11 protein-coding genes are annotated in these 12,665 nt (G+C 39.9%); 10 read left to right on the top strand and 1 reads right to left on the bottom strand.

Going from position 1 to position 12,665, the window contains the following annotated elements:
* Nucleotides 1-131 precede the first annotated feature (131 nt).
* From ACIQAA_RS06325 to ACIQAA_RS06305, 5 genes are all read left to right on the top strand, one after another.
* The gene (locus ACIQAA_RS06325) at nt 132-1,463 is read left to right on the top strand and encodes a glycoside hydrolase family 68 protein (protein WP_402616474.1); all 1,332 of its coding nucleotides are present in this window, start codon (nt 132-134) and stop codon (nt 1,461-1,463) included.
* 26 nt (nt 1,464-1,489) lie between these two features.
* Nucleotides 1,490-2,830: a glycoside hydrolase family 68 protein gene (locus ACIQAA_RS06320; RefSeq protein ID WP_402616471.1), complete on the top strand. Its 1,341-nt coding sequence runs from the start codon at nt 1,490-1,492 to the stop codon at nt 2,828-2,830.
* A gap of 97 nt (nt 2,831-2,927) precedes the next feature.
* Nucleotides 2,928-4,271, top strand: coding sequence for a glycoside hydrolase family 68 protein (locus ACIQAA_RS06315; RefSeq protein ID WP_402616468.1), 1,344 nt, complete (start codon nt 2,928-2,930; stop codon nt 4,269-4,271).
* A gap of 149 nt (nt 4,272-4,420) precedes the next feature.
* On the top strand, nt 4,421-5,818 hold the full coding sequence (locus ACIQAA_RS06310; protein ID WP_402616465.1) for a sucrose-specific PTS transporter subunit IIBC: 1,398 nt from the start codon (nt 4,421-4,423) through the stop codon (nt 5,816-5,818).
* 57 nt (nt 5,819-5,875) lie between these two features.
* The gene (locus tag ACIQAA_RS06305) at nt 5,876-6,736 is read left to right on the top strand and encodes a PRD domain-containing protein (protein ID WP_402616463.1); all 861 of its coding nucleotides are present in this window, start codon (nt 5,876-5,878) and stop codon (nt 6,734-6,736) included.
* A gap of 408 nt (nt 6,737-7,144) precedes the next feature.
* Here ACIQAA_RS06305 and ACIQAA_RS06300 read toward each other — a convergent pair whose 3' ends face one another.
* Nucleotides 7,145-7,918, bottom strand: coding sequence for a helix-turn-helix domain-containing protein (locus ACIQAA_RS06300; RefSeq protein ID WP_402616460.1), 774 nt, complete (start codon nt 7,916-7,918; stop codon nt 7,145-7,147).
* A gap of 128 nt (nt 7,919-8,046) precedes the next feature.
* Between ACIQAA_RS06300 and ACIQAA_RS06295 the strand changes: the two genes are divergently transcribed.
* The 5 genes from ACIQAA_RS06295 (at nt 8,047) to ACIQAA_RS06275 (ending at nt 12,654) form a co-directional block, all read left to right on the top strand.
* Nucleotides 8,047-8,805 (top strand): sugar phosphate isomerase/epimerase family protein, encoded by a 759-nt coding sequence (locus ACIQAA_RS06295; protein ID WP_402616457.1) that lies wholly within the window; start codon nt 8,047-8,049, stop codon nt 8,803-8,805.
* A gap of 108 nt (nt 8,806-8,913) precedes the next feature.
* Nucleotides 8,914-9,636 carry a ThuA domain-containing protein gene (locus tag ACIQAA_RS06290; protein WP_402616454.1) on the top strand — a complete coding sequence of 241 codons (723 nt, stop codon included), beginning with the start codon at nt 8,914-8,916 and terminating at the stop codon, nt 9,634-9,636.
* Nucleotides 9,637-9,638: 2 nt separating this feature from the next.
* Nucleotides 9,639-10,673: a Gfo/Idh/MocA family protein gene (locus ACIQAA_RS06285; protein WP_402616451.1), complete on the top strand. Its 1,035-nt coding sequence runs from the start codon at nt 9,639-9,641 to the stop codon at nt 10,671-10,673.
* Entirely contained in the window at nt 10,670-11,689 is a 1,020-nt protein-coding gene (locus ACIQAA_RS06280; RefSeq protein WP_402616448.1) for a Gfo/Idh/MocA family protein, read from the top strand. The genes ACIQAA_RS06285 and ACIQAA_RS06280 overlap by 4 nt, the downstream gene beginning before the upstream one ends.
* The gene (locus ACIQAA_RS06275) at nt 11,686-12,654 is read left to right on the top strand and encodes a sugar phosphate isomerase/epimerase family protein (RefSeq protein ID WP_402616445.1); all 969 of its coding nucleotides are present in this window, start codon (nt 11,686-11,688) and stop codon (nt 12,652-12,654) included. Before ACIQAA_RS06280 ends, ACIQAA_RS06275 begins: the two co-directional genes overlap by 4 nt.
* Nucleotides 12,655-12,665: the final 11 nt, after the last annotated feature.

Here is a 12,665-nt window from a genome sequence, read left to right as displayed (position 1 = left end):
CTTTTGGTAGATATCCCCTTAAACATTTTAGGTCTTTTTTTGTTGCTTGGAAAAGGAATTTAACTAGTTTGAAAAGTTTGAAAATTCTAAACAGACACCATGTCCCCGCAGAAAATGGAGGATTTAAGGAAATGGAAATGAAAACTCGTAACAAATCAAAATTGAAAAAGCTAGTTTTGACCGCACTTGTTGCTGCCAATTGCCTAGCCGCAACACCAGCATTTGCAGAGGATATCAGTTCAGATTACACATCAATCTGGTCACGTCAGCAAGCTGAAAAAGTAACGCTGACAGACAAAACAACAGCGCCAAAAATTGATCTTGAATTTGATCTTGTAGCACCTGATCAATGGGTATGGGATACTTGGCCGCTTCAGAATAGAGACGGTTCACTGGCGACTGTTAATGGCTACCGAGTTGCTTTTGCATTGGTAGCACCGCGTTCTCTAGGTTGGGGTGAACGCCATACGGAAGCAAGAATTGGAATGTTCTACTCTAAAAACGGTAAAGATTGGACTTACGCAGGGATCCCTTATGACTATGATAAAGCCTTAGGTTATATGCAATGGGCTGGTACATCTATGATAGATGAGAATGGTAAAGTGCATTTATTCTATACAGCAACTGGTGATAGAGATAATTGGGATTACAATGGCTGGGATAAAAGAGCCGTACAGCGTCTTGCTAAAACTACCTTTGACATCAGTGCTGATAAAAACGGTGTCCATCTGACGAATGAAGGGAAACATCAAATCATTCTTGAAGCAGACGGCAAACATTATGAAACAATCGAACAAGCAAATAGTCCTATCATTACGGCTTTCCGTGATCCATTCTTCTTACAGGATCCGAACACAGGAAAAGAGTATATTATCTTCGAAGGACAAGCTGGAAGCAACAGAGATTTTATCAAACCTGAAAATATCGGTGATGAAGAATACCGCAAAACCCATTCAGTTCCTGAAGGAGCCGAATTGTATAACGGTAATATCGGAATCGCAGAAGTACTTGATGAGGATGTAACCAAATTGAAGCTTCTGCCTCCATTGCTTGAGTCCGTTGGAACAAATCACCAGCTTGAACGTCCACATGTTGTAGTAAATGGAGATAATTATTATCTATTTACCATCAGCCATACATTTACTTATGCACCAGGCTTAACGGGTCCTGATGGTGTCTATGGTTTTGTTGGTAAAGGGTTGTTCGGCGATTATAAACCAATGAACGAAAGTGGTCTTGTGATTGCGAATCCGAAGGTAAACCCTTATCAAGCCTATTCTTGGATGGTCCTTCCAGACCAACAGGTTATCAGCTTTATTAACGAGCCGAAGGATGAGAACGGTAATGTGAAATTTGGAGGTACCTTCGCACCAACTTTAAAAGTGAAACTGGATGGAGCTACATCTGAAATTACACATGAAGGTAAACATGGTGAAATTAAACCATTTGGGGCAAATCGTTAAATTAAATAGGAGGAGGAGAAACCAGGATGATTCTCAATAATAAGAAAGCCGTATCTGCAATCGTTTTAGCAGCGTGTGTTGTTGCCTCGACTTTTTCTGGACTAACCGTAAAAGCAGAAAACACAGAGCAAACGACAAATTGGACACGAGAACAGGTGTCAAAAATTGAACTTAATCAAGACAATACCTTACCTTATACAGATATAAGTAAGCTGGAGAAATTAGCACCAGGTTATCATATTTGGGACACATGGCCGTTGACTGATCGCGATGGAAATATCGCTAACGTGAAAGGCTGGAAAGTGATGTTTGCACTATCCGCTCCAAATGATGTGCTGCCGGGTAAAGTACATGATATCGCAACAATCCGCTATTTTTACTCAAAAAACGGTAAAGATTGGACTCTTGGCGGGACACTTTTCCCAGAAGGAGCTTCATTAGGTTCTCGTGAATGGGCTGGATCTGCCATGATGGATAATGGAAAAATTCACGCATTCTATACGGCAACTGGGCATAGAGGTGAGGAGCGCTTGACATTTGAGCAGCGCCTTGCCGCGGCGACAGGTGATATTATTGCAGATCATAATGGAGTTCATTTTGAAAATTGGGGCAAACACAAGATCATTTTAGAGCCGGACGGTAAATATTATCAGACGAAAGAACAGGCTCAGAAGGGTGAAGGCGGCGGTTATGCTTTCCGTGATCCGATGTGGTTTAAAGACCCAAAAACGAATAAGGAATATATTTTATTTGAAGGAAATTCAGGGGGTACTGTAGGCGAGCGCACATTTAAACAAGAATATGCAGGAAGTTCCGAGTATGCCGGCAATCACCCTGTACCTGCTGGAGCCGTTCATACAAATGCAAACATTGGTATTGCAGAGGTAGTTGATGGTGATCCTTCCAATCTTAAAATGCTGCCTCCACTTTTGGAAGCAAATTATGTAAATGAAGAATTGGAACGCCCGCATATTGTTGTAAAGGATAAAAAATATTATCTATTTACTGACAGCCATATCAATAAATATGCTGAAGGGCTGCAAGGACCTGAAGGGTTGTATGGATTTGTTTCTGATACATTGATCGGTGGTTATGAGCCGCTGAATGAAAGTGGGTTGGTTTTGGCCAATCCTCCTGAAAATCCATACCAAGCGTATTCATGGCTTGTCCTTCCGAATTTAAATGTGGTCGGGTTTGCTCATTTTGGAGATTTAGGCGGTATGTCAATTGGTGATGTTGGCAACCAATCACCAGAATTCCAATTTAGCCATTTTGGAGGCACGTTGGCTCCAACGATCCAGCTGTCAATCAAAGGTGACACGACAAAAATAGCAAAAGAGTTAAGCTCTGGCTGGATTAAACAATAAGGAAATGATTTTAGAATAATGAGAAAGGTCAGTCGATGTTTAAAATATTGGCTGATCTTTCTATAAATATCGTTAAGACAAGGAAGGTATTTAGGGGATGAAAGGGAACAAAATCAAAAAGAGCAAATCTATTATAGCAGCTATTATACTTTTTACTATTTTTATACTAAGTGTCAGCTCAAGCGCTTCTGCTCAAGAACATGCAGATCCATTCAACTGGTCACGAGAGAATGTTAGTAATCTTACAATAAATGAACAAAATACAGCACCGGAAATTAATAAAGACGAGCTTGTTGAGATTTCTTCAGACTCTTATATTTGGGATACATGGCATTTACAGGATTTAAATGGTCATCCAGCTGTTGTTAACGGCTATAAAATTATTTTCGCCTTATCCGTTCCAAAAGATGTACTTCCTGGAAAACGCCATGATACAGCAGAAATACACTATTTCTACTCGAAGGATGGAAAAAGCTGGGTGCCGGGCGGCCCAGTTTTTAAAGATGGAGAAGCATTGGGCTCCAGACAATGGGCTGGTTCTTCTATCGTTAATCGAAATGGGAAGCTGCAAATTTTTTACACGGCTGCAGGACAAAACAATGAAACTCAACTGAGCTATGATCAGCGGATTGCCTCTGCAACTGCAGATATTCGGACAACAAATAACAATGTGACATTTACAAATTGGTCAGAACATGAAATTATTCTGGAACCAGATGGTGAATACTATCAATCAAAGGAACAAACAGGACACGAGGAATCTTCTTATGCGTTCCGCGACCCGTATTTTTTCCAGGATCCGAAGACTGGGGAAGAATATCTTTTATTTGAAGCAAACTCTGCAGGAAAGCTTGAAGACCGTCCATATAAACATGAATATATTGGTTCAGAAGAATTTCGCCGGAACCATGTCAGCCCTGAAAGTTCAAAAGCTTTTAATGGCAGCATCGGTATCGCAAAAGCATCTGATGAAGGTTTGGCTAAATTTGAATTGCTGCCGCCTTTACTAGAAGCAAATTATGTTAATGACGAACTTGAACGGCCAAGTGTAATCGTAAAAGGAAACAACTATTATCTTTTTACAAAAACTCATGCTGAGAAATTCGCATCTGGCCTTCATGCGCCGGAAGGATTATATGGATTTACTTCAGACTCACTCTTTGGAGGCTATAGACCGTTGAATAAAAGTGGACTAGTCATTGCTAATCCAACGGAAAATCCGTATCAAGCGTATTCTTGGATGGTTATGCCGAATGGCACTGTCATTAGTTTTGTAAATTATGTTAATGTTGACGGTAAAGATATTTATGAAATTGGCGAACAATCACCAGAGTATCAAAGGGAACATTTTGGCGGAATGCTGGCGCCTTCCTTAAAAATATCGATAACACGTGATGAAACAAAGATTGTTCATGAGAAGAAGCAAGGGGTTTTTAAATAATCGATTAGGATACGGGAGAGGCGTTCAGTTTATAACTGAGCGCCACTGTACATTGTTAAGGTATTTGTCATTATTTACCTAACAATCAAGGTACAACAATAAGCGAAACTGGATCAATCTCCTATTAGTTAATAAATTCAAGGTGGAAGATGAACATACAAGACAAACCGAAAGAACCTCAAGATATAGCTCAAGAATTATTACCGTTAATAGGCGGCAAAGAAAATATTAAAAAGATGACCCATTGTACGACCCGATTACGTTTTGAGCTTCAAGATGAGAGCAAGGTTAATAAAGCTGCAATCGATGAAATGAATGGTGTACATGGGACCTTTTCTCGAATGGGACTTTTCCAAATTATTTTGGCCCCTGGTGTTGTCAATAAGATATACAGGGCAATTCTTGAAACAAAGCCAGCCCCTGTTTCGAATACGTCCAATATTGAACTGTCAAAGGTAAAAAGGAATCCTTTTATTAAATTTGCTAGGACTTTGTCTAATATTTTTGTTCCTATTATTCCGGCTATTGTTGCAAGTGGTTTATTAATGGGACTTATAGGAATGATCAAGGTGTTTCAGTGGGCACCACCGGAAAGTTCCTTAATGAAAATGTTGGATATCTTTTCAAGCGCCGCCTTTATTATTTTGCCAATTTTGATTGGTTTTAGTGCTGCTAAGGAATTTGGAGGCAATCAATTCCTGGGTGCGGTGATAGGCGGAATTTTAACTCACCCTTCCCTGTTAAATCCTTCTGCGCTTGGGTATAGAGTACCGGAATATATCGAGGTTATAGGGAGTGATATTCCTTTAATAGGGTATCAGGGAACAGTAATACCGATATTAATTTCTGTCTTTATGATGAGCAAGCTCGAATTGCGCTTAAGGAAAATGGTACCAAGTTCATTAGATTTGTTCCTTATTCCGTTTTTAGTCATTATATTTATTGGTTTTATCTCCCTTTTAATTATAGGGCCGATCTCATTATTTATCGGTGACATGATGACAAATACATTTGAGCTTTTCTATAAAGCTGGAGTAATAGCCGGGTTTTTATTTGGCGGCTTATATTCTCTTATTGTGATAACTGGGTTACATCATACTTTACATGCAGTCGAAATGGAATTACTCGCAAATCCAGAGATAGGTGAGAATTTTTTATTACCGATTTGGTCAATGGCCAATATTGCTCAAGGTGGAGCGGGTTTAGCGGTATTTTTTAAAACAAGGGACGAGCGAATCAAAAAAATTGCGATCCCTTCCGCTTTTTCAGCATTTTTAGGTATTATTGAACCAGTTATTTTTGGGATTAATATAAAACTTGTTAAACCATTTATAGGTGCAGCAATAGGTGGTGCTTTTGGAGGAGCTTATGTGGTTCTTACACATGTTGTGGCAAACTCCTTTGGCTTAACAGGAATTCCAATGATCGCTATTGTGGCTCCATTAGGGATTTCAAATTTAATCCATTACCTTATTGGTCTTGGTATCTCTGTCATTACCGCGTTCATAGCTACTTTTATTCTTTGGAAGAAAGAAGAAAACGAATAAGGTAGTGCAAGATTAAAATCACAGCTAATGTGAGTGCAAAAGAGGAAGGTGATAGATATGAGAATTAAAAAAATCTTAAATAATAGTGCGGTTGTAGTGAAAGATGCAGACGGAGAAAAGATTGTGATGGGAGAAGGAATAGGATTCCAGAAAAGAAAGAATGATCCGGTGAATCAAGATAAAATTGATAAAGTTTTTGTCGTGAAGGATCCAAATGAGCATAAAAAATTTGAAGAAATATTACAATTTTTACCAGAAAAACATATTCAGGCAGCAGAAGAGATCATCACTTATGCAGAAAAGGAATTGTGCGTCACAATAACCGAGCATACTCATGTTGCTTTTTGTGATCACCTATCTTTTGCAATTGAACGATTAACAAACGGTATTTCCATTAAAAATGTGCTGCTTGATCAAATTAAAATTCTTTATGTAAAAGAGTTTCAAATAGGACTTTGGGCAAAGGAGTTAATAAAAAAGAAATTAGGAGTAGAAATTCCTGAAGATGAAGTAGGAAATATTGCGATGCATATGCATACTGCGAGGATGAATGCAGGCGATATGCAGGAAACGATTGATATTACAACGACTATTCAAGAAATTACGAGAATCATTGAAAGTTGTTTAAATATAAATATTGTCGAAGATACCATGTCATATGAACGATTAATTACCCATTTACGTTTTTCACTTAAAAGTTTATTATCAAACGAGACGAACCATGACTATGATCCAAAAATGGCTTCGATGATCAAGGAAAATTTTAAAGATGCATTTTCCTGTGCACAAGAAGTTGGTCAATTTGTTGAAGGGAAATATCATATAAAATACCCAGATGCAGAATTAATGTATATTTCCATGCATATTCAAAGATTTTATAATCGAGCTAATATGCAGGAAAACAAACATGAAGGCTGATGTTCATAAGGTAACATTCAAGGCTTTCCGACTTATTCGGAAGGCTTTTTATGTTTTGACTTAATTTTAGGACCTTACACTCGTTTTTTACAAAAGGTCGACAAAAGATATTAAATCCAGTCTAAAACTACACAATATTTGGTGACTTAATTCATTTTTATTTAATAAGCTTGTAAGGAAGTGGTAGTACTTATTAATTAAACTTAAACGATTGCCAGTTTGGAGATGATGTTCTAATATTTGAAGATTTGGCTCAACATATTTTTTGCCGACTTTATTGTCATTTTGTATTTCATGGACGGCTATCGTAACCAAAAGGTGTTAGATTCATCATAAGGGCAAATCAAATTGGTCACATGAAGGGTTCATGGAACCAAAACTTAGATAAGATAGCGGAAATGAAGATCTTTATTCCTGTCGTCTGTACGTCCCAGGAGCTACGCCGTATTTCTTTTTAAAGACCCTGTGAAAATAAGGATAGGTACCAAAGCCGCAAGTTTCCGCAATCAGCTCAAGTGTCATGTTCGTATATTTCATCCGCTCTATGGCTGCGGACAAGCGAATTTCCTGTGCGTATTCCATCATTGTTTTCCCGGTGCTGCTTTTAAATAAATGAACGGACCTTGAGACGCTGAGTCCAGCGTGCCGCGCAACATCCTCGACTTTAAATTCGGTTGTAGCATGTTCTTCTATATAACGCATCATCCGTGTTACTGTATAGGGGCGATTGAAAGAGGGAACCGTTTCGCTGATTGTCCGTTCTAGAGTTAAACAGAGAGCTCGCAGCAAATAGCTTGTGAGCTCTTCGTTTTGGCTGGAGGCTGGACGGCGTTTTTCAATCATGATATGGCGCCATAGAACCAGCAGCTTATCGTCCAAATTGATTCTGGCGACATCCGGCTTTTCGGAACGGTTCCACCATTCGTCCACCCATGCACCTTCGCATACTAAGTGATAGTCGCCGCTGTTTTGGCCCGCATGTACTAGTAGTTCATAGTGATCCCCTGGTTTTATGAGCAGGAGGTCCCCTTTCTCGAGCTCCATTTTTCTACCCTTCACTACTACTTCACAAAGTCCTTCTGTCTGCAGGCGGAAAAGATAAGAGGGGTATCCAGATTTATACTGCGAATGATATCCGTTTGTGTGATACGAATAGCCGCAAAAAAATATGTTCGTTGTCATAAACATTCCTCTTTTTTTATAAAATAGCAAAATAGTACATGTTTCAATTATATCATCTATATTTATTTGCAGATACACGCTTTAAGATGTAATCAAATAAGTAATGTTTTAAGAAATGGGGGTTAAGGATGAAAAAAATTCCAATAGCTGTACAAATGTTTACATTGCGGGAAGAAAGTGCCCAAGACTTTTCTGGAACGTTAAAAAAAGTAGCTGAGCTTTGCTTTGATGGGGTTGAATTGGCCGGGTATGGCGGAATGACTGCAAAAGAAGTAAGAGTACTATTGGATGAGTTTGGTCTGCGAGCGGCATCCAGTCATGTGCCGCTGGAAGAATTGGAAAATAATCTGTATCAAGTTATTGAAGATCAGAAAATATTAGGATGTAACTATGTGGTCTGCCCGTACTTACTTCCAGATCGTCGCAGCATAGAGGATTACAAAGCACTTATTGCATTTTTAGATCAAGCTGGTGAAACGTGCCGCAGTGAAGGCATTTCCCTTTGTTACCATAACCATGATTTTGAACTGGAGCGTTTGTCCAATGGCCAAACGATACTCGAAGCCATTTTCGATAAAACACACTCTATCAATGTAAAGGCAGAGCTGGATGTTTATTGGCTGACAAAGGCGGGTGAAAATCCTGTTGAGTGGATAAATCGATACAAAAATCGAACACCGCTTGTTCATTTGAAAGACATGACGACAGATGATGAACAATTTTTTGCTGAGCTTGGAACAGGCGGGGTAGATATTGAAGCCGTGCTGCATACAGGAAGGGACAACGGAGTCGAGTGGTGGGTGGTCGAGCAGGATGTTTGCCGCCGTTCACCCTTTGAAAGCATAGAAATCAGCATAAATTATTTAAAATCAATGAAGATTAATTAAGTTATCGAGTTCAATATTTTACACCCTATATGTCAATGTAAGCCGTTTCATTAATTGTCTTATCATTTAAAATAATAGATAAAGTAAACTGATATGGAGTTGGTTATTATGGTTAAAGTAACTGTATGGAATGAAAACCGTCATGAACAAAAAAATCCAGTAGTAAGAGATATATACCCTAACGGGATTCACGGTACAATAGCAGAATTTTTAAAGGAAAACGGTCATGAAGTAAAGACAGCTACTCTAGACGAACATGAGCATGGCTTAACGGATGAAGTTCTAGCCAATACAGATGTATTAGTTTGGTGGGGGCATTTAGCACATGGTGAAGTAAAGGATGAAATTGTACAAAAGGTTCAACAGCGTGTCCTCGATGGCATGGGACTGATTGTTCTTCACTCCGGGCATTTCTCAAAAATCTTTAAAACCTTAATGGGAACAAGCTGTGATTTAAAATGGCGGGAAGCAGACGAGAAAGAGCGGCTTTGGGTCGTAAGCCCAAGCCACCCGATTGTAGAGGGTATCTCCGAGTATATTGAATTAGAAAAAGAAGAAATGTATGGGGAGCATTTTGATATCCCGCAGCCAGATGAACTGATCTTTACAAGCTGGTTTGAAGGAGGAGAAGTGTTTCGCAGCGGGTGTACATACAAACGCGGGAACGGGAAAGTATTCTACTTCCGTCCAGGTCATGAAACATATCCTACTTACCACAACAAAGACATTCAACGTGTCATTAGCAATGCAGTAAAATGGGCAGAGCCGGTAAAGCGCGAACGTCCAGTCTATGGGAATGCGAAACCACTTGAAGTAATTGGAGGGAAGTAAACATGGAAAAATTAAGAGTAGCTGTAATTGGCTGTGGCAGCATTGCCCAGCACCGTCATTTACCTGAATATAAATCAAATAAAAATGTTGAGATTATCGCGGTTTGTGATATCAATGAAGAACGTGCGTCAGCCGTAGCGGAAAAATATAATGTAAAAGATTATACGAACTATGAAGAGTTATTAAGCAGCGGTTCAGTGGATGCAGTCAGCGTTTGTACTCCCAACTATCTACATGCGCCAATTTCGATCGCGGCCTTAAAAGCTGGAATTCACGTATTATGTGAAAAACCAATGGCAACATCCAAGGATGAAGCTGAAGCGATGATTGCTGCGGCAAAAGAAAGCGGCAAGAAGTTAATGATTGGCCATAATCAGCGTTTTGTTCCTTCTCACGAAAAAGCCCGCACGTTAATCCAAAGTGGTGAAATCGGAAAGATTTATAGTTTCCGGACGGCATTCGGCCATGGGGGGCCAGAAGGCTGGAGTGTAGAAGGGAAAGAGGGCTGGTTTTTCCAAAAGGAAAAAGCATTTGTTGGGGCAATGGGTGATTTAGGCGTTCATAAGGCTGACTTACTTCGCTATATTTTGGGTGAAGAAATTATAGAAGTGGGTTCTTTTGTTGAAACAAGTGCAAAAGATTTTGCTGACGTTGATGATAATGCGGTATGTGTACTTAAAACCGAAAGTGGTATTATCGGTACCCTTGCGGCCAGCTGGGCTTACGTAAGCAAGGAAGATAACTCTACTATTATTTATGGAGAAAAAGCAATTCTTCGTCTTGAAGACGACCCAGTTAATTCATTAGTGGTTCAATACGCTAACGGAGATGTAGTGAATTACCAACTTGGAAAAATACAGTCAAACGATGAGGGCGGACAAAATAATTCACGTGTGATTCAGAAATTTGTGGAATCTATTCTTCATGACCAGGAACCACCGGTACCAGGAGAAGAAGGGAAGAAATCACTAGAAGTCATTTTGGCAGCACTTGAGTCTAATCAAACAAAACAAATTGTAAGAGTGAGCGAACAGTGAAAAAACTACGTATCGGAATTATCGGGGTTGGGGGTATTGCGCAAGGCCGTCATATCCCCGCTTTTCTACAGTTGAATGACATTTGTGAAATTACGGCACTTAGTGATGTTAACATAGACCGAGCAAGGGAAACTGCTGAAAAATATAACATTCCTCATGTTTTTGAAGATTATCATGAGCTTTTTCTGGAGGTTGATGCGGTTTGTATTTGCACTCCAAATAAATTTCACGCAGAAATCACAATTGCTGCTTTTGAGGCAGGAGTACATGTATTATGTGAGAAACCGATGGCGTTAACTGCGGAGGAATGCGAACTAATGGTCGCGGCTTCTAAGAAAGCAGATAAAGTTCTCGCGATTGCCTATCATTACCGTTTTATGAAGGAAGCACAAGCTGCCAAAAAAGCAATGCAGGAAGTAGGTAAGCCACTTGTGGTACGGGTTCAGGCATTACGACGCCGTAAAGTTCCTGGATGGGGGGTTTTTACAAACAAAGACCTGCAAGGCGGCGGCAGTTTGATTGATTACGGATGTCATCTGCTAGACTTAGCGCTTTGGCTGATCGGAAATCCAAAACATCGAACGGTGACAGGGACCGCCTATAACACGTTAAGTAAAATTCCTAACCAAGTGAATCAATGGGGTTCGTTTAACCATGAAACCTTTAATGTCGATGATCATGTAACAGCCTATATTCAATTTGAAAGCGGCGCGTCGATGTTGTTTGAAACATCATGGGCCGCCAATATAAAGGATGACGCCGAGCACCTTAGCATTTCCGGAGTTGACGGAGGCTTAAGTGTTTTTCCATTTGAACTTTATACCGCAAAGAATGGAATGCTATTAAATAGTCAAGCTGCTTGGATTCCGGGTGAGGAAGAACCAGGTCTCTCTCAGGCTAGGAATTTTATTCATACTTGTCTAGGCAGGGAAGAGTTAGTAGTCAAGCCAGAAGAGGCACTTCAGGTTTCACAAATTATTGATCGAATATATGAGAGTGGGGGAAATCATTTATGAAACTAGGGGTTTTTACCGTCCTATTTGCGGAAAAGTCTTTTGAGGAAATGCTCGATACAGTTAAAAAAGCTGGCCTTCATGCAGTTGAAATCGGCACAGGCTGTTACCCAGGGAACAGTCATTGTGACTTAGACGGTTTATTAGAGAGTGAAAAAGCCCGAAAGCAATTCATTCAAAAAGTCGAGGAACGTAATCTAATCATAAGTGCATTTAGCTGTCATGGAAATCCGATTTCTCCTGAAGAAGCATTTGCGAAAAACTCTCACGAAACTCTTTTAAAAACCATTAAGCTTGCTTCACTTCTTGGCGTACCGGTTGTTAACTGTTTTTCTGGTACCGCAGGTGACCATGAGGGAGCTAAATATCCTAATTGGCCGGTCACACCATGGCCGAATGAATATGGTGATGTGCTGAAATGGCAATGGGAAGAAAAATTAATCCCATACTGGAAAGAAGTCGGGCAGTATGCGAAGGAGCACAATGTGAAAATTGGGCTGGAGCTTCATGGAGGCTTTTTAGTCCACACACCTTACACACTTTTAAAACTTCGTGAGCAAACGTGTGATGCGATTGGTGCCAACTTAGACCCAAGCCATTTATGGTGGCAGGGAATTGACCCAGTGGCTGCAATCAAAATTTTGGCTAAAGAAAACGCGATTCACCATTTCCATGCAAAAGACACATACATTGACCAAGAAAATGTGAATATGTATGGATTAACGGATATGCAGCCCTACGGGGAAGTAAGAACCCGGGCTTGGACATTCCGGTCAGTTGGGTGCGGACATAGTTTAAAAGATTGGTCTGACATGATGAGTGCACTTCGTACGTATGGATACGATTATGTTGTCAGTATTGAACATGAGGACCCAATTATGTCGATAGAAGAAGGGTTCACACGTGCAGTATCCAACTTGAAATCTATCTTGATTGAAGAGCCTGTTTCACAGATGTGGTGGGTGTAAAATCAAGGAAT

The organism is Neobacillus sp. NPDC093182 (assembly GCF_044754045.1).
The sequence above is the reverse complement of the archived record's forward strand: the minus strand, read 5'-3'. Positions and strand labels throughout refer to the sequence as shown.